Here is a 16,195-nt window from a genome sequence, read left to right as displayed (position 1 = left end):
TGACCGACGGGCGGTGGTAGGGCGGGCTTCATAAAATTGTCGCTTGCATTCTCGGGCGACATCGTGTCTTTGCGCCGTGGGCCACCCGCTCCCACCGGCGGGCGCTCATCTGAAAGGATGGGAGTAACATGAACGCGAATACCCCTAAGCCGCACATGCGGCCCGCTGACCCTCGGTTTTCTTCGGGTCCCACCAAAAAACGCCCAAATTGGAGCCTCGACGCTTTGTCGGGTGCCGTCCTTGGTCGTTCCCACCGTTCCAAACCCGGTAAAGCCCGCCTGAAACTCGCGATCGATCTGACGCGCGAAGTACTACAGGTGCCAGACGGCTATCGCATCGGCATTGTTGCAGGCTCGGACACGGGTGCTGTTGAAATGGCCATGTGGTCCATGCTGGGGCCAAAGCCTGTGGCGACCTTGGCTTGGGAAAGCTTTGGCGAGGATTGGGTGACCGATGCCGTCAAGCAATTGAAATTGGACCCTGTGGTGATCAAGGCCGACTATGGCCAATTGCCAGACCTCGCCGCCGTGCCTGCCAAAACTCATGATGTGATCTTCACGTGGAATGGCACTACCTCTGGCACCCGCGTACCAAACGCGGACTGGATCCCGGCTGACCGCGAAGGCATCACCATTTGTGACGCCACGTCCGCAGCCTTTGCCCAAGCTCTGGATTGGGACAAGCTCGATGTCGTCACCTTCTCTTGGCAGAAAGTGCTGGGGAGTGAAGGTGCGCACGGCATGCTGATCCTCGGCCCCCGCGCTGTGGAGCGGCTTGAAAGCTACACACCTGCTTGGCCTATGCCAAAATTGTTCCGCATGACCAAAGGCGGAAAATTGGTCGAAGGCATTTTCGAGGGTGAGACGATCAATACCCCTTCGATGCTGGCCACAGAAGACTATATTGACGCGCTCACTTGGGCGAAAAGCGTCGGCGGTCTGGCTGGCTTGCATGGCCGTGCGGATGCCAATTTAGGCGCGATTGCCGAATGGGTTGAGAAAACCGCTTGGGTCGACTTTTTGGCTGCAACGCCTGAAAGCCGCTCCAACACGTCGGTCTGCTTGAAAGTCGTCGATCCCCGCGTGACGCGCCTTACGGAAGAAGGCCAAGCCGATTTTGCCAAAAAGCTCGCAGGCCTCTTGGACAAAGAAGGTGTTGCCTTGGATGCTGCAGCCTATCGTGCGGCCCCTCCGGGTCTGCGCCTCTGGTGTGGGGCGACCATCGATACAGACGATGTGATCGCCTTGACGCCTTGGCTCGACTGGGCGTTTGGGACGCTGGTGGCCGAGCTTTAAGCTTAATCGCTATGTCCATCATATTGCGTGAAGCGACCAAAGCTGACCTCGCGTTGTTGAAGCGCTGGGATAGCTATGAGCATACGCCTCCTGATCCGGAAGAAGGTTGGAATTGGGAGGAAGAACTCGGTGCGCCTTCGCCAGGAAGAAGACAAATCATTGCGGAGCTATACGGACGTCCATTGGGCTTCATCCAGTTACTTGACCTCAGGCTCGATGGGTCAGGATACTGGGGACATTTGGAACGTCCTGCTGGCCATGCATCAATCGATATTTGGATCGGCGAAGTGGAAGACCTCAATAAAGGCTTTGGGCGCGAGATGATGCGTCAGGCCATTGCGGACTTATTTGCCGATCCCGCCATCCACACAATCCTAATTGACCCGCAAATCGATAACGAAGGCGCAATTCGTTTCTACCGTCGACTTGGATTTCAATTCATTGAGGAACGCGAGATTTGGGACGAGGACGTTCTAATTCATGCGCTCACCCGCCAAACTTACGAAAAAGGACCAAACCCATGACCGAACCTCGCGTTTTGATCTCTGATAAGATCAGCCAAGCCGCCATTGATATCTTCAAGAACCGCAATGTCGCTGTCGATTATAAGCCCGGCATGACCAAGGATGAGTTGATTGCCTGCATTGGCGATTATGATGGTTTGGCCATCCGCTCGGCCACCAAAGTCGATGCTGACGTTTTGGCGGCGGCCACCAAGTTGAAAGTGATTGGCCGGGCTGGCATCGGGGTCGACAATGTTGACATTCCAGCCGCGACCGCCCGCGGCGTCATCGTCATGAACACGCCTTTCGGCAATGCGATCACCACGGCAGAACATGCGATTGCCATGTTGTTTGCAGCCTCCCGTCAGATTGGTGCAGCCGATGCTTCCACTCAAGCCGGTAAATGGGAGAAGAACCGCTTCAATGGGGTAGAGCTCTATGCCAAGACCTTGGGCGTGATTGGCTGTGGTAATATCGGCTCCATCGTGGCCGACCGCGCCTTGGGCCTTAAGATGAAAGTCGTCGCCTATGACCCATTCCTCAGCCACGAGCGTGCTGTCGAAATCGGTGTGGAAAAGGTAGAGCTGGACGAACTTCTGGCCCGCGCCGACGCCATCACCATGCACGTGCCTTTGACGCCAACGACCCGCAATGTCTTATCGGCTGAAAACCTCGCCAAAACCAAAAAGGGCGTCATCATCGTCAATTGTGCCCGCGGTGGCTTGGTCGATGAAGCAGCCTTGGCTGAGCATTTGAAGACCGGCCGCGTCGGTGCAGCAGCCTTTGACGTGTTCGCTGAAGAACCTGCGACCAGCAACGTTTTGTTTGGCTGCCCAAACTTTACCGCTACCCCGCACTTGGGTGCCTCGACCACCGAAGCGCAGGAAAATGTTGCCTTGCAAGTTGCCGAGCAGATTGCGGATTATGTGCTGACCGGGGCAGTCACGAACGCCCTCAACACCGCCTCGGTCACCGCCGAAGAAGCGCCAAAGCTCAAGCCCTTCATCACCTTGTGCGAAAAGCTCGGCGCCTTTGCCGGTCAGATTGTTGACGATGGTCTTGAAGCAATCGAAGTCGAATATGAGGGCGAGGTCACAGGCCTGAACATCAAGCCATTGACCGCTTCATTGTTAGCCGGAATCTTGAAGCCGCTGCTAGCCGACATCAATATGGTCAGTGCACCGACGATCCTGAAAGATCGTGGCACGCCGTTCAGCGAATCTAAGCGCGACCTCTCGCCCACCTATGACAGCCTGATCCGTGTGAAGGTACAAACCGGCGGTAAATGGCGCACGGTTGCAGGCGCGGTAATCGGCGGTCAGCCCCGCATCACGGAAGTTAAAGGCATGGCTTTTGAAGCCGCGTTCCACACCCGTATGCTGTTTATCAATAACTCTGACACGCCAGGCTTTATCGGTGCTTTGGGCACGATGCTCGGCACTGCTGGCATTAATATTGCGACCTTTAATTTGGGCCGCGTCGCCGAAGGTGAAGACGCGATTGCGCTTGTGGGTATCGACCAGTCGGTGCCAGCCGCCCTGCAGGCAGAGCTGAAAGCCCTGCCACAAGTGCGCTATGTGAAAGTGCTAGAGTTCGTCTAATCGATTTGGATATGGACGCTGCCGGAGCCCCGTTGGCGTCCAGTCCGTTAACAGATTATGAATCAAAAGCTTAGTTTAGGGCATTTTGGGCCCAATTAACCTGAAATCGTCGCGTGATCGTCATGGTACGGACACGGGACTGTCGCCAAATCGCTTTATCGCCCCGGAGCATCGCAACCGGGGTGTTGGCAAATGAGCGAAGCAAGTGCATGGAAGCGGTCACTGGAGGTTACCATGGCCCTTACCCGTCGAGCTGCCCTAACATCAGGCGCATTTGTCGCCGCTGCCTGCACCGCGTCTGCGGCCGCAGCTGAACAAGCGCTCTTCGCCCATGGTGTCGCCAGCGGCGACCCGCTAACCACCCAAGTGATTATCTGGACGCGCGTCAGCCCGCGTATTGCCGGCAGTGACGTCACCGTTACATGGAAAGTGGCGACGGACTCTGCGCTCACACAAGTCATCAAGCGCGGCAGCCTGAAGACCGGTCCCAGCCGCGACCATACGGTGAAAGTGGACGTCACAGGCCTAAAGCCTGGCACCATTTATTATTATGGCTTCTCGGTTGGTACCGAGACTTCCACCATTGGCCGTACTCAGACAGCACCTGCGACCGGTGGTGAGCGGTTGAATATCGCCCTGGTTTCCTGCTCCAACTTCCCAGCGGGTTGGTTCAATGCTTATCAAGCCATTGCCCGTCGCGGCGATGTTGACTTGGTTCTCCACGTTGGCGATTATATCTATGAGTATGGCCCCGGCGAATATGCGACTGAATGGGGCAAGACCGTTGGTCGCGTCCCGGAGCCGCCTAAAGAAATCATTACGCTGTCGGACTATCGCTTGCGGTACGCCCAGTATCGAACGGATCCTGATCTTCAGGCCGCGCATGCGTGTGCGCCTTGGATGGTGACATGGGACGATCATGAGACGTCTAATGACGCCTATAAGGATGGCGCCGAGAATAATAATCCGTCGACAGAAGGCCCATGGAACCTGCGTAAAGCGGCGGCCCTTCAGGCCTATTATGAGTGGATGCCGTTGCGCAATCCAGCCCCAGGCAAGTCGTTTGAGGCAATCAACCGCACATTTGAGTGGGGCGATTTGGCGACGATCGTCATGCTTGAAACCCGCGTTTTGGCCCGCACCTTCCAGCTGGATTATGCAACCGACCTTGAACCCGCCCTGTTTGATGTAACTTCTGGCAAGCCGGTGAAAATTACGGATCCTGCGCGCCTTGCAGGGCTCGACCCCCGCAATTTGCCCCAAGGCGTAATAGCTCTGCCAGATATTGCAGGCTTTAAAGAGAAAAAGCTGAATGACCCAAGCCGCGAGATGTTGGGTGAAAGCCAGCAGGCTTGGTTGGCAGAGGCGCTAATCAAGTCTGTGAAGTCCGGCAAGAAGTGGCAAGTGCTGGGCAATCAAGTCATTATGGGCCGCGTTACCTCGCCCAACTTTAATGCAGGCCTGCCGCCCAGCGTGCTTGAGGCGATTGCCAAAGCCCGCCCTCAAACCAAGGCCTTTTTTGAGCTTTCGCAATTCAATGTCCCGTTCAATTTGGACGCCTGGGACGGTTATCCAGCAGCACGCGAACGCCTCTATGCATCTGCCAAAGCAGCTGGTGCACGCCTCATCGTCTGCACGGGTGATACACATGCGGCATGGGCAAATACGCTGAAGGATGCCGAAGGCGAAGTACGCGGCGTTGAGTTTGGCGGCACGTCGGTGACCAGCCCTAGCATCGCCGATACGTTCGCGAATTTTGGTTTGGAAGGGGCAGCTCTCAACGAGCTCATCACCCGCGCCAATCCAGAAGTGGAATGGCATGAAGAGACCAAGCGCGGCTATACTTTGGTGACCATCACGCCAGAGAGCGTGCGGGGAGACTTCATGGAATTGGACACCGTAAAGTCCAAGACCTTCCTTGTCACGAAGGCCACCAGCTGGGAAACCACTTATGGGCCAAAGCCGCAGGGATTGGTGGCGGTCTAAACCGCCGTTATGTTAACTTGAAGCAACCACTTGTCAGCGGCTTCAAACCGGGCCTAGATTAGGCCATGAGCTTAGATACATCTGCCCAGTCATTACCGCGTCGCGCGCCAAAAATTTGGTTCGAGCGGCGCGAGTTTGATGTGATCTTAAACCTCTATGGGCGCGGGCAAATGGCGGGCGAATGGCGCGACTATGCCATTGATGATGGTCCCGATGCCGTCACCTTTTCTATTTTCCGCCGCGCCAGCGAAAATCCGCTTTATCGCATTGAGAAACGCCCTGCCTTGGCATCCAAACAAGGCCAGTGGAGCGTGATAGGCTCCGCAGGCCAAGTATTAAAGCGCGGCCATGAACTGGCCGCGACTTTGGATGTGCTCGAGCGTAAATTGCTGAAAGTCGTGCGGTAGTCGCGCTTTTCCTCAACGCTTCCGGCGCGCCGTCCAAGCCATGAGGAAGTTTCGGCCGTCGGACAGGGTTTGGCCTTGGATAACCGAATTGGCGCGCATCCGTGCAGAGTGCCAGTAGGCGCCCGAAAGATCGGCAGTACGGCCCGCAAACACGATCTCATTACCCTTAATCGTATAGCGGCCATTTAGGATCTCGCTGCCGTAGAAGGTGCCTTTGAAGGTGCCTGCGGTAACTTCGGTGACAACAAATTCGGTCTTGCTGGGCTCGGCATTTGGGTCGCTATAGAGGGAGACATCCCAAGTGCCGATTAGAGCCGATGGCATGGGGGCCACGTCCACCTTTTCGTCGGCTTCATTGACATTAATGCTCACACAGCCGCCCAAAGCGCTCGCCAGCGCCAGCGCTGCTGCCGCACCCAATTTGAAGTTCATGATGATTTCCCCAGATGAAAGTCGTCCCGCGCCTGTCCTGCCAGAACCTATTATGACGAGCCAGTTAAATGCTTGTAAGGTTCCGGGTGGGCTAAACCCGCTTCCAGAAGATGGTCGTGGCGGCCAGCACGCCGTCTGGCGTCAGCGCATAATCCGGCAAAGGTGGCAGCGGGCTATAGCCGGCTTTCCGGTAAAGGTGTTCGGCGGCAGAACCGGTCTGGGTGTCGAGCACCAAGAGCGATTTCCCGGCTAGCTGGGCCCGGTCTTCCGCCGCGCCTAGAAGCCGCATTCCAAGGCCCAATTGGCGGACTTTGGTGTGAACAATCATCTTGGAGATTTCGCCGCGGTGGGGTTGGTTCTGTGGCATATCCAGAACGACTTGGACGGTGCCTAAGATCGCCCCTTCGATCTCAGCCACCAATAAGGCCTTGTCACCGGCCTGAACGGACTGCGACACGTTTTGCCAATAGGCCCGCGCGCGCTCTAGCTCCATCGGTTTGAGAAAGCCCAAGGAGGCACCACCCTCAACCGCATCGATTAGAAGCGCACACAAATCTTCCAATTGGCGCAGGTCTAGGGCCTCTGTTAGCGCTCTGATCTGCATTAGGAAAACCCTGTCCCGCCCGTCGCAAGCCCACGGGCTGCAACATCGGCCAAGGTTTGGTCCCAACAATGTTCGCGGTAGTGACCCGCAATCTCAACGGCGGTGGTAAACCACACCTCATCCTTATGCGAGGTGATATAGCTCAACGCCCGCTCAAACGCTTTGATCCGATGGCTTTGGCTGACCAGATAGGCATGGAGCGGGATACACATAACAGTGCCACTCTCGCCACCTTCTTCCAGCAATTGGTCAAAATGGCGCATCAATACGTCTGCATAGCGCTCTGCACTCATCGCCAGCGCGCCATAGGTGATGACGTCATTGACCTCTAGCGAATAAGGCATGCTCATCAGCTTGCCCGCTTTGGTCTTGATCGGCTGGGGCTGATCATCTTGGAAGAGATCGCACGTGTACCAGAAGTCATATTCAGCGATGAGGTCGAGCGTGCGTTCCGTATGGGTCAGGGCAGGGGCCAGATAGCCGCGAATGCGCTGGCCAGTAGCGGCTTGAACCGTCGCGATGGAATCTTCCAACACGGCGCGCTCTTGGGCTTCGTCCATTTCATAGGAATAACGCGTGTTATAAATGCCGTGGGAGAAAAACTCCCACTTTCGTTCCGCGCAAGCTTCGATGATCTCCGGGCAATGCTGGCACATAGCGACATTGAGCGAGATGGAGCCGCGTAACTCATGCCGATCCAGCATCTCCATCAGTCGTTGATGGCCGACCCGATTGCCCCAGTCGCGCTGGGAATAGCCGACAACATCGGGTGAAGGCTTGGGCCAACCCGGCCGTTTTGGGTTCACCGGTGGCATGAACTCATAATATTCAATATTGGGCGCAATCCAGAAGGCCAGCTTCTTATTGCCGGGCCAGATGATTTTCGGCCGGTTCAGATAGGGCCAGTCGTCGTAGAGATTGGGTTCAGCACGCATGGGTAAAGTTTGCGCGAGCTATTGGGTGAAGGCAAGGGGGGCTTTGATTAACGTGCTCAGCCATGAGGTCGACTAAACTTGCAAACCGAGGGAAATTAAGTATTGTGGTTACATGTGACTACTTTTTGTGAGCCGGTGATGCAGACGATCAATCTTAAAGATGCCAAGGCAGGTTTTTCGAGTTTAGTCGACGATGCCATGAAAGGCGACTTCGTGACCATTACCCGCCACGGCAAGCCTGTTGCCACGCTAGTCTCCATTGAGGCAGGCGAAATCGCTCGTAAGGCATTGGAACGTAAGCGTTCTGGCTTGATTGCCTATCTGCAGGCAATGCCGGCCGATCTTCCTGACAGAAACCCCAGCCCATCGCGAGATGTGGTCCTTTGAGCGGTTATCTGCTTGATACAAATATCATTTCGATGCTTTCACCGTCGCGGCGGAATGCATCGCCTCAGGTCTTGGCTTGGCTCGACCAAATGGACGCCGATGGCAAGCTCTTTCTGTCCGTGGTGACGATCCACGAGATCGAGAAAGGAATAGCGCTCCTTGAACATAAGGGAGCAGACGTAAAGGCCGCCGAACTCAGACGCTGGCTCATGGGCCTTGTGGCCAATTATGAAGACCGGATTCTCACGATCGATGTGGCGGCAGCAGCTATTGGCGGGCAACTTGAGGCAAGGGCCTCAGCGTCTGGGCATAATTCGGGCATGGCGGATGCAGCGATTGCAGGTATCGCCAAAGTCCATGATCTGACGATTATCACCCAAAATACCAAGCACTTTGTTCCCTTCGGGGTGGCTGTGCGCGCCCCAGATGATGCGCGTTAGGCTACTTGCACGCATTCTTGTGGGGATGACAGCCGACCTAACGGCCCTATAGTGCTTATCGAATAGCAAGCTGGGAGACTAAAGCATGCCCCAATCAAGTCAGAACTCGCGCCGCACAGTTTTAGGGGCTTTGGGGGCGAGTGCGGCGGTGCCGTTCCTGCCCAGTGTTTTATGGGCGAAGGGACAAACGGGCCCGGATGCCAGTTTTGCAAAGATAGCGGCAGACTGGCTTGACCAATCGATGCGCTTAAGCCCGGTTTCGGCAACTTGGACCGGGGATCACCGGTTCGACCATTTGTTGAATGATTATACGCCTGCAGGCCGCACCGCCTCGCTGAACTTTGCCAAGTCCATCCTAACGCGTCTGAATGCACTTGCACCCAGCACCCTTTCGCGCGCCAATCAGGTCGATCGGGCGATGCTGGTCAACGCACTTGAGGCGCAAATCTGGACAACCGAAGCGCTAGAAGATTGGGCGTGGAACCCCTTGCTCTGGCAAGATGCGGCAGGTAGCGCCCTCTACACTTTAATGGCCCGCGATTTTGCGCCTTTGCCCCAGCGGTTGAACAATGTGACCGCCCGTCTCAAGCTTCTGCCGGTCTTTCTCGCCACCGCGCGCGCAAACCTTGCGCCCGCGCGCGTGCCGACCCCGCATGCCGTGACCTATGCGGCGCAAAATCCGGGCCTGAAGTCTATCATTACCGACATGATTGAGCCTGCGAAGGGTGCGCTTGAAGGTGCGGAGCTCGAAGCGCTAAATGCCGCGATTGCCGGGTTCTTGCGTGCCGTTGATACGCACCAAAACTGGATCGATCAGACTTTGGTGCCCGCTGCCAAGGCAGACTTCCGGGCTGGCGCTACCCGGTTCGATAAGCAACTGACTTACACCCTCCTGTCGCCCCTTTCACGGCAAGAGATTCGCCGCCGGGCAGAACAAGCGGTGCGCGACGTGCGGGCTGACATGTATGCGGTTTCCGTCAAGGCCTTGTCTGGCCGCACCGATGCCCCGCCATTACCAGCAACGCCAACGCCAGCCGAACAGCAAAAGGCCATTCGTACTGCCCTTGATCTGGCGGCAGCGGATCGGCCCGCACGGGATAAATTGGTGGAAGTGTCGACAGAGGCGACCGAAATCGCCCGCAAATTTGTCGTGCAAAAGGATTTAATCACCCTACCGAACGGCCCCGTCCGCATCATCCTGATGCCGGAATTCCAACGCGGCTTCTCAGTTGCCTATTGCGACAGCCCAGGGCCGCTTGAGAAGCACTTGGACACCTTCTATGCCGTCTCGCCCATTCCGGATGATTGGACCGAAGAACAGGCGATCTCCTTCACCCGCGAATATAATCGCCGCGGCATTCAAGACATTGCCGTGCATGAAGCCATGCCCGGCCATTATGTCCAGATTTTTCACGCTAGTTCCTATCCATCCATCCTGCGGGCCGTTTTAAGCTCGGGCAGCTTTGTGGAGGGTTGGGCGGTCTATGCTGAGACGGTGATGGTGGAAGAAGGCTTTATGGCCGATGATCCGCTCTATCGCTTGACCCAATTGAAGGTCCTTCTTCGCACCATCACCAATGCCATCATCGACCAGGGCATTCATGTCGACGGGTGGAGTGAAGCCCAAGTCATGACCTTCTTGACCGAAACCGCCTTCCAAGAAGAACGAGAAGCCGCCGGCAAATGGCGTCGCGCGCAATTATCCGTCACCCAACTTTCCACCTATTTCGTCGGCTTCTCCGAACATATGGAAGCGCGCGCCGCGGCCAAAGCCAAACAAGGCTCGGCCTTCAAGCTGAAGGCCTATCACGATGGGATTTTAGGCTTTGGCTCACCGCCCGTGCGTTATGCGCGTGCGTTATTGTTGGATGAGGCGATTGGGTGAGGGGGTGATCAGGCAGGATAGGTCCATGGACCGCGCAGCACGAGCGCGCCTGTCTTCGCGTACTGATGCGCAGCTCGTGCTGCGCAGTCCTCTTAGCGCGCGCGCCCAGCAAACCAGGCATCAATCTCGGCCACGCCCACCACATCGGCATATTTCAACAGAAGGTCCGTTAAATTGGCGAAGTGATAGCTTTCGTGCTTATCGGCGACGCATTCTTCTGGCACGATGGTGCGATAGCCGTGGCTGAGGCTGTCGACGGCTGTGGCGCGGACGCAGCCTGATGTCGAGCCACCGGTGATGACGAGCGTATCGACCTTGTGCCAGACCAGGTAGCTGGCAAGCTGGGTCTCAAACAAGGCCGATGGCATGCGCTTGGTGTAGGTAAGGTCAACGCCATGATCGATCTCGCAGCGAGGGTCGAACTGGTGGCGATCGCTGTCATATTTGATGTTCTGCAAACTGTCGGGCGTGTTGGTGCGCGTGCCCCAAACGCCTGCATCGCCCGCGTCAGGCTTATAGGCCACACGGGTCCAGATAACGGGCATGCCAGCGGCCCGCGCCAAACCGCTGATGCGATTGGTGTGTTCAATCTGGCGAGGATCGGTTACGTAAGATGTGTTGGGGAACAGGTCCGGCCGGGTATAGGCCTGTTGAAAGTCGATATTGACGATGGCGAGCTTGTTGCCAATGCCAAACCTGGCGCGGTTGGGATTGGCTTTAACGCGGGCATAGATTTGCCGCGCCGTTAGATCCTCGCACACCATGGTCGGTTCGAAGGAAGGCGGGGGCTGGGCCATTGAATGCTCCTCTCGTTCAGGTCAGACGTTTTTGACCGCGCGCGCGACTGAAGGCTGCGGGAAGCCAGCATCGCCAAAGGTCGCGGCAATGACTTTGTGGGTATCATACACGACCTGCCAATAATGATCATTATGGCAGAAGGGGCGAACCAAAAGCTTGGGGCCAGATTCAGTAAACTCAATGATCTCAATGACAGGGGCCGGGTCGGCAATGACATTGGGGATGGCTGATACGGCCTTGAGCAGCATCGCCCTGGCGTCATCCGGGCTGACGCTGGCGGCCAATTGCACGCGCAGATCCACCGCCCGATAGGGATTGGCGGAATAATTCTGAATAATGGCCGTGGAGACCGCATTATTACCAATGATGGTGCGAACATTCTCCAGCGTGTTGATCGCGGTCGCAAACATGCCGATCTCGGTGACGGTGCCAGTCACCCCTGCGGCTGTGATGAAGTCGCCGACTTTGAACGGCTTGAACAGGATCAAGAACACACCGGCGGCGAAATTGGACAATAGGCCCGACCAAGCCGCGCCAACCGCCAGGCCAGCGGCTGCCACCAGTGCCGCCAAGCTGGTCGTCTCAATACCAAAGACATTGAGGATGGTGATGACCAGAAAGATGTTCAGGCCGATGGTGACGATGGAGCCGATCCACGTCTTGATCGTGCGGTCCATCGTATTGTGGAGCAGGGCGCGCGTGATGGCACGAGCGATCAAGCTGATCACCCAGCGCCCGATAAACCACAGAGCGATCGCGCCCAGCGCCTTTAAACCGAGATTAACGGCGGTTTCCATGCCAGTTGCGATGAGAGTCGGCAAAATGTCGGTTTCAAACTGGGTCATGAGGGCAGGGTCCTAGCCATTTCGCCGATCTAGTGAAAGTCCTAGACCAATTTCGGGGTTTTGGCTGGAGGGTCAAGCAGGCGCAACAGAGACCTGTCGCGCCCACCTGTGTAGACTATTTCTTCGACCCGAACAGGCCACCCAAAGCATTCTTGGCCATATCGGTCAGGTCGTTGACAGGATTGCCATCGCCGTCCTTGTCAAGGCTGGCGACCATGCCCGACAGCGGGGTGTCTTTCAGCTTGCCCAGCATGTCGCCGACGAAGGTTTGAGCTGCACCGGTCAGTTCAGCGGCTTTTTCGCCCAAGCTGGTTGAAAGGCCAGCGGCGACGCCTTGCACTTGCTCGAGCGGCAGGCCGGTCTTTTCTGCGATGATCTGGGCCGAACCCATGATGTCGCCACCGCTTTCTTTGGCATGGGCCAAGAGGTCAGCAGCCAAGGTTTGCGCGCGCTCAGCTTCAAGGCCGACTTTGTCGCCGAGGGTTTTGAGGAAGTCGGCACCGCCGACTTTGGTGAGTAATTCTTGGACATTAAACGACATCTGGCTTCTCCTCAAAGTGAAAGCCCCATTAGTTTACGGGCAAAACCGCCTTAAGGCCATGGCACGACGGGTTGATGACACAGGCAGAACTTTGCGCAAATGCCCCCTTACTTGTGGGCATCCACATAAGCTTTGAGGACTTGCTGCATTTTCTTGATATGTCCCTTGCCACCACTTTGCGTGACGAAGAAGTCGTAGACCTCCGCTCGCAAGCGCAAATGGACCGATTTGCGGCTTTGAGGTTCTACGGGGACGGCATCTGCCCAGAAGCCAGGACCCAAGGTAGAGCCAATTGGGGCATCTTTGCGCGTACGGGTCTCGCCGCGATCACGCTTGGCTCGCGCTTCTTCGAGAGACATACCCACGATAGAGTTCACGCTCATCTGTTCCACCTTTGCAAGCGATGATTATGCGCACCGAGCTCCCTCTTTGGGTATGGACGACAACAAAACAATCACTGTCAACGATGCCAATCGAGCGAACGCGTCGCTCACCATAATCGTGTCTGCGATCCCCCGCTGACAGGACAAAAGTATCGAAGATCAGCATGGCGTCTACGAAATCCACGCCGTGCTTCAGGATATTCGCCTTATTCTTCTCATCATCCCACTCAAATTCCATAGGCGTAACCGTGAAAGCCAGTCTCTTCGCCAAGATAGCGAAGAGACCTTAGTGTGTCCGCACAATGGGCTACGCTGGCCCATAGACTTGGCCATTGCCTGACGGGTTACAGAATTTGTGTATCGAGATACTTGCGTACACGTTTTGTGTACACATACCAGCCCGGGCCTTACCCCGCGCCGCCCACCGTCAGGCCGCCAATGCGCAAGGTGGGTTGGCCGACGCCAACGGGGACGGATTGGCCGGCTTTGCCGCAGGTGCCAACGCCTTTGTCGAGTTCCGCATCATTGCCAATCATTGAGATTTTGGTGAGCGAGGTTGGCCCATCGCCAATCAGGCTGGCACCTTTGACGGGGGCGATAATCTTGCCATTCTCAACCAAATAGGCCTCGGTGCATTGGAACACGAATTTGCCAGACGTGATATCGACCGAGCCGCCGCCGAAATTGGTGGCGTAAATGCCGCGCTTTAGGCTGGCGACAATTTCAGCCGGATCCATCGAGCCTGATTCCATCGTCGTATTGGTCATGCGGGGCATGGGGCTATGGGCATAGCTTTCGCGCCGGCCATTGCCGGTTGGGGCAACGCCCATGAGGCGCGCATTCATCCGGTCTTGTAGATAGCCGACCAGAATGCCGTCCTCGATCAGAACGGTGCGCTGGGTCGGTGTGCCTTCATCATCAATCGTCAAAGAACCGCGGCGATCGGCCATAGTACCATCATCGATAACGGTAACGCCGGGCGAGGCCACACGCTGTCCGATCATCCCAGCAAAGGCCGAGGTGCCTTTCCGGTTGAAGTCACCCTCAAGGCCATGACCGACGGCTTCATGCAATAAAATGCCGGGCCAGCCGGGCCCCAAAACCACATCCATTTCGCCCGCAGGGGCGGGTATGGCGTCTAGATTGACCAAAGCAACGCGCAGCGCTTCATCGGCGAGGGCCTTAAGATGACCTTCTTCGATCCACTGCGCATAGTCGGCCCGGCCACCCGCGCCCGCGGAGCCACTTTCACGGCGACCATCTTTTTCGGCCGTTACCGAGACATTGACCCGCACCAGAGGCCGCGTGTCCGTGCGCACATCGCCATCAAGGCGCACAATCGCGATTTCTTTGCGCGATGCCGCCAGCGACACGGAAACTTGAACAACCCGTGAGTCCTTCGCCCGGACATAGGCGTCAATCTCGCCAAGGGTTGCAATCTTGGCTTCAAAACTTGGTGCGGAAAGAGGGTCGCTGTCGCTATAAAGCTTCGCATTGGTGCGGGCAGGGGCTTCTGCCAGTGTGCCCGAATGGCCACGCTTGGCGATGCTGGCCGCAGCGGAGGCGCGCTTGAGGGAGGCTTGTGACAACTCATTGGCATGGGCATAGCCTGCGGCTTCCCCAGCAACCACGCGCAGACCAAAACCCTCATCAGAATCATAAGATGCTGACTTCAAACGCCCATCATCCCAGACAAAGCTTTCGCCACGGGCACGTTCTAAGAATAATTCCCCATCATCGGCATGATAAAGAGCCTCTTTGAGTACCGCTTCAGAGCCTGCCGCCAGGGCCAATTCCGAGAGGGGGGCGAGGGTTTGTTCGGTCATCTGCTCAGTCATGGGTATTCCTTCCAACACAGATGCAGACTTAAGCAGTGTTGGCGGCAATGCAAATGAGGGATACAGCCAGCCGTAATGGCAGGCGTGGCATTGATTTTTAGCGAAATCCTATGCCTTCGGCCCAATTTGCCGAATTTCCGGGATGGTACCGGTCAGGTGAACCTAAGGGAAAGGCGTGTGAGCGGGCAGCGGCTCGTCCGGGATTACTGAAAAGCGTGGTGTTTCCAATGTGTCGCCCCACTTTCCCCGCGCCGCCTAGGCGTGTTATGGCCTTGTTTGATTAGGGCGACTCTTTGTTGCCCTGCGACAATTTGTACACATCGACGCACGTGACAAATGGTCTCAGAGAGCTATTTCGGTTCGATGAGGCCACGTCATGGGTTTGACGTGGTTAAGGGGAGCATCATATGCGTCGTTGGCAATCGGCAGGATTGGCTGGATTGATCACTGCGGCATCGGCCGCTGGATTTGCTTGGGCAGATCAGCCCGTTGATAAGGGCTATGCACTTCAGGCTCCAGTGACGGAAGTCGCGCGGGACATCACCTTCTTTCATGATGTGATCCTGTTGCCGATCATCGTCGTGATCTCGCTGTTTGTGGCAGGTTTGTTGGCTTATTGTGTAATCCGCTTCAACAAGCAGGCCAATCCAGTGCCTGCGAAATTCACCCATAACACCACAATCGAAATTGTGTGGACCTTGATCCCCGTTTTGATCTTGGTCGGTATTTCGGCCTTCTCGTTCCCACTTTTGTACAAAGAAGACCAAACACCAGCCAAATACGACATGACGCTGAAGGTTACCGGGCACCAATGGTATTGGAGCTATGAGTATGCCGATGCAGAAGGCGTAGGCTTTGATGCCAACATGTTGCCGCAGGACGAGGCGAAAGCCGCTGGCAAACCTTATCTTTTGGGTACTGACAATGCTGTCGTCGTTCCCGTTGGCAAAGTAGTTCGCGTGCAGATCACGGCCTCTGACGTGATCCACTCTTGGGCCATGCCATCCTTCGGTGTGAAGATGGACGCTGTGCCAGGTCGTTTGAACGAAGCTTGGTTCCGGGTTGACAAGCCAGGCCTATACTATGGCCAGTGCTCGGAAATCTGCGGCGTGAAACATGCGTACATGCCGATCGAAATCAAAGCGGTGCCACAAGCTGAGTTTGATGCTTGGATTGCCTCGCAGAAGTCGGCTGACGCTGGCTCGACCAATCCCGCAGCGGCCCAATTTGCTGCTACCCAAACCTCCACGGCCGCTCCGGCCCAAGCCAATTAAATCTCAGGGACATACTGAACATGGCAAGCACTGCTGCTCAT

18 protein-coding genes are annotated in these 16,195 nt (G+C 56.4%); 9 read left to right on the top strand and 9 right to left on the bottom strand.

The window, feature by feature from the left end:
* The first annotated feature begins 128 nt into the window (after positions 1–128).
* The 5 genes from ACIQ20_RS04380 to ACIQ20_RS04360 all read left to right on the top strand — a co-directional run bounded on the left by ACIQ20_RS04380 (position 129) and on the right by ACIQ20_RS04360 (position 5,792).
* Positions 129–1,295, top strand: coding sequence for a phosphoserine transaminase (locus ACIQ20_RS04380; protein ID WP_395777730.1), 1,167 nt, complete (start codon positions 129–131; stop codon positions 1,293–1,295).
* 11 nt (positions 1,296–1,306) lie between these two features.
* The gene (locus tag ACIQ20_RS04375) at positions 1,307–1,819 is read left to right on the top strand and encodes a GNAT family N-acetyltransferase (RefSeq protein WP_395777728.1); all 513 of its coding nucleotides are present in this window, start codon (positions 1,307–1,309) and stop codon (positions 1,817–1,819) included.
* Positions 1,816–3,399, top strand: a complete 1,584-nt coding sequence (serA, locus tag ACIQ20_RS04370; protein WP_395777726.1) for a phosphoglycerate dehydrogenase — start codon at positions 1,816–1,818, stop codon at positions 3,397–3,399. Before ACIQ20_RS04375 ends, serA begins: the two co-directional genes overlap by 4 nt.
* 234 nt (positions 3,400–3,633) lie before the next feature.
* Positions 3,634–5,385 carry an alkaline phosphatase D family protein gene (locus ACIQ20_RS04365; protein ID WP_395777724.1) on the top strand — a complete coding sequence of 584 codons (1,752 nt, stop codon included), beginning with the start codon at positions 3,634–3,636 and terminating at the stop codon, positions 5,383–5,385.
* Between the two features lie 65 nt (positions 5,386–5,450).
* The gene (locus tag ACIQ20_RS04360; protein ID WP_395777722.1) at positions 5,451–5,792 is read left to right on the top strand and encodes a DUF2794 domain-containing protein; all 342 of its coding nucleotides are present in this window, start codon (positions 5,451–5,453) and stop codon (positions 5,790–5,792) included.
* Positions 5,793–5,804: 12 nt separating this feature from the next.
* Here ACIQ20_RS04360 and ACIQ20_RS04355 read toward each other — a convergent pair whose 3' ends face one another.
* The 3 genes from ACIQ20_RS04355 to ACIQ20_RS04345 all read right to left on the bottom strand — a co-directional run bounded on the left by ACIQ20_RS04355 (position 5,805) and on the right by ACIQ20_RS04345 (position 7,763).
* Positions 5,805–6,224, bottom strand: a complete 420-nt coding sequence (locus ACIQ20_RS04355) for a hypothetical protein (RefSeq protein WP_395777720.1) — start codon at positions 6,222–6,224, stop codon at positions 5,805–5,807.
* A 91-nt stretch (positions 6,225–6,315) separates the two neighbouring features.
* Positions 6,316–6,828 (bottom strand): GNAT family N-acetyltransferase, encoded by a 513-nt coding sequence (locus ACIQ20_RS04350; protein ID WP_395777718.1) that lies wholly within the window; start codon positions 6,826–6,828, stop codon positions 6,316–6,318.
* On the bottom strand, positions 6,828–7,763 hold the full coding sequence (locus ACIQ20_RS04345; RefSeq protein WP_395777716.1) for a polysaccharide deacetylase family protein: 936 nt from the start codon (positions 7,761–7,763) through the stop codon (positions 6,828–6,830). Before ACIQ20_RS04345 ends, ACIQ20_RS04350 begins: the two co-directional genes overlap by 1 nt.
* 138 nt (positions 7,764–7,901) lie before the next feature.
* On the opposite strand from ACIQ20_RS04345, the gene ACIQ20_RS04340 reads away from it, so the two are divergent.
* From ACIQ20_RS04340 to ACIQ20_RS04330, 3 genes are all read left to right on the top strand, one after another.
* Entirely contained in the window at positions 7,902–8,150 is a 249-nt protein-coding gene (locus ACIQ20_RS04340) for a type II toxin-antitoxin system Phd/YefM family antitoxin (protein WP_298229644.1), read from the top strand.
* Complete coding sequence (locus tag ACIQ20_RS04335) at positions 8,147–8,590, top strand: type II toxin-antitoxin system VapC family toxin (protein ID WP_395777714.1); 444 nt, start codon at positions 8,147–8,149, stop codon at positions 8,588–8,590. The genes ACIQ20_RS04340 and ACIQ20_RS04335 overlap by 4 nt, the downstream gene beginning before the upstream one ends.
* An 85-nt stretch (positions 8,591–8,675) precedes the next feature.
* Positions 8,676–10,475 (top strand): DUF885 domain-containing protein, encoded by a 1,800-nt coding sequence (locus tag ACIQ20_RS04330; protein ID WP_395777712.1) that lies wholly within the window; start codon positions 8,676–8,678, stop codon positions 10,473–10,475.
* Positions 10,476–10,567: 92 nt separating this feature from the next.
* On the opposite strand, the gene ACIQ20_RS04325 is transcribed toward ACIQ20_RS04330, so the two are convergent.
* The 6 genes from ACIQ20_RS04325 to tldD all read right to left on the bottom strand — a co-directional run bounded on the left by ACIQ20_RS04325 (position 10,568) and on the right by tldD (position 14,868).
* A complete protein-coding gene (locus tag ACIQ20_RS04325) occupies positions 10,568–11,272 on the bottom strand; it encodes an isochorismatase family protein (RefSeq protein WP_395777710.1) in 705 nt (234 codons plus the stop codon).
* A 21-nt stretch (positions 11,273–11,293) separates the two neighbouring features.
* The gene (locus ACIQ20_RS04320; RefSeq protein WP_395777708.1) at positions 11,294–12,118 is read right to left on the bottom strand and encodes a mechanosensitive ion channel family protein; all 825 of its coding nucleotides are present in this window, start codon (positions 12,116–12,118) and stop codon (positions 11,294–11,296) included.
* A 115-nt stretch (positions 12,119–12,233) separates the two neighbouring features.
* Positions 12,234–12,659, bottom strand: coding sequence for a hypothetical protein (locus ACIQ20_RS04315; RefSeq protein WP_395777706.1), 426 nt, complete (start codon positions 12,657–12,659; stop codon positions 12,234–12,236).
* A gap of 107 nt (positions 12,660–12,766) precedes the next feature.
* Positions 12,767–13,042, bottom strand: coding sequence for a hypothetical protein (locus ACIQ20_RS04310; RefSeq protein WP_395777703.1), 276 nt, complete (start codon positions 13,040–13,042; stop codon positions 12,767–12,769).
* A complete protein-coding gene (locus ACIQ20_RS04305; RefSeq protein ID WP_395777701.1) occupies positions 12,987–13,280 on the bottom strand; it encodes a BrnT family toxin in 294 nt (97 codons plus the stop codon). The genes ACIQ20_RS04310 and ACIQ20_RS04305 overlap by 56 nt, the downstream gene beginning before the upstream one ends.
* A gap of 169 nt (positions 13,281–13,449) precedes the next feature.
* The gene (tldD, locus tag ACIQ20_RS04300; protein WP_395777780.1) at positions 13,450–14,868 is read right to left on the bottom strand and encodes a metalloprotease TldD; all 1,419 of its coding nucleotides are present in this window, start codon (positions 14,866–14,868) and stop codon (positions 13,450–13,452) included.
* A 419-nt stretch (positions 14,869–15,287) separates the two neighbouring features.
* Here tldD and coxB point away from each other — a divergent pair, with 419 nt between their 5' ends.
* Positions 15,288–16,154 carry a cytochrome c oxidase subunit II gene (coxB, locus tag ACIQ20_RS04295; RefSeq protein WP_395777699.1) on the top strand — a complete coding sequence of 289 codons (867 nt, stop codon included), beginning with the start codon at positions 15,288–15,290 and terminating at the stop codon, positions 16,152–16,154.
* Positions 16,155–16,195: the final 41 nt, after the last annotated feature.

The organism is Aquidulcibacter sp. (assembly GCF_044346625.1).
In the GTDB taxonomy this organism is placed as follows: Bacteria; Pseudomonadota; Alphaproteobacteria; order Caulobacterales; family Aquidulcibacteraceae; genus Aquidulcibacter.
The sequence above is the reverse complement of the archived record's forward strand: the minus strand, read 5'-3'. Positions and strand labels throughout refer to the sequence as shown.

Excerpts from the sequence above, each read along its gene's own strand:
- tldD (WP_395777780.1), bottom strand. The coding sequence starts at position 14,868 with ATGACCGAACAAACCCTCGCCCCCCTCTCGGAATTGGCCCTGGCGGCA.
- ACIQ20_RS04340 (WP_298229644.1), top strand. The coding sequence starts at position 7,902 with ATGCAGACGATCAATCTTAAAGATGCCAAGGCAGGTTTTTCGAGTTTA.
- ACIQ20_RS04360 (WP_395777722.1), top strand. The coding sequence starts at position 5,451 with ATGAGCTTAGATACATCTGCCCAGTCATTACCGCGTCGCGCGCCAAAA.
- ACIQ20_RS04315 (WP_395777706.1), bottom strand. The coding sequence starts at position 12,659 with ATGTCGTTTAATGTCCAAGAATTACTCACCAAAGTCGGCGGTGCCGAC.
- serA (WP_395777726.1), top strand. The coding sequence starts at position 1,816 with ATGACCGAACCTCGCGTTTTGATCTCTGATAAGATCAGCCAAGCCGCC.
- ACIQ20_RS04355 (WP_395777720.1), bottom strand. The coding sequence starts at position 6,224 with ATGAACTTCAAATTGGGTGCGGCAGCAGCGCTGGCGCTGGCGAGCGCT.
- ACIQ20_RS04310 (WP_395777703.1), bottom strand. The coding sequence starts at position 13,042 with ATGAGCGTGAACTCTATCGTGGGTATGTCTCTCGAAGAAGCGCGAGCC.
- ACIQ20_RS04320 (WP_395777708.1), bottom strand. The coding sequence starts at position 12,118 with ATGACCCAGTTTGAAACCGACATTTTGCCGACTCTCATCGCAACTGGC.
- ACIQ20_RS04330 (WP_395777712.1), top strand. The coding sequence starts at position 8,676 with ATGCCCCAATCAAGTCAGAACTCGCGCCGCACAGTTTTAGGGGCTTTG.
- coxB (WP_395777699.1), top strand. The coding sequence starts at position 15,288 with ATGCGTCGTTGGCAATCGGCAGGATTGGCTGGATTGATCACTGCGGCA.
- ACIQ20_RS04380 (WP_395777730.1), top strand. The coding sequence starts at position 129 with ATGAACGCGAATACCCCTAAGCCGCACATGCGGCCCGCTGACCCTCGG.
- ACIQ20_RS04345 (WP_395777716.1), bottom strand. The coding sequence starts at position 7,763 with ATGCGTGCTGAACCCAATCTCTACGACGACTGGCCCTATCTGAACCGG.
- ACIQ20_RS04350 (WP_395777718.1), bottom strand. The coding sequence starts at position 6,828 with ATGCAGATCAGAGCGCTAACAGAGGCCCTAGACCTGCGCCAATTGGAA.
- ACIQ20_RS04325 (WP_395777710.1), bottom strand. The coding sequence starts at position 11,272 with ATGGCCCAGCCCCCGCCTTCCTTCGAACCGACCATGGTGTGCGAGGAT.
- ACIQ20_RS04305 (WP_395777701.1), bottom strand. The coding sequence starts at position 13,280 with ATGGAATTTGAGTGGGATGATGAGAAGAATAAGGCGAATATCCTGAAG.
- ACIQ20_RS04365 (WP_395777724.1), top strand. The coding sequence starts at position 3,634 with ATGGCCCTTACCCGTCGAGCTGCCCTAACATCAGGCGCATTTGTCGCC.
- ACIQ20_RS04375 (WP_395777728.1), top strand. The coding sequence starts at position 1,307 with ATGTCCATCATATTGCGTGAAGCGACCAAAGCTGACCTCGCGTTGTTG.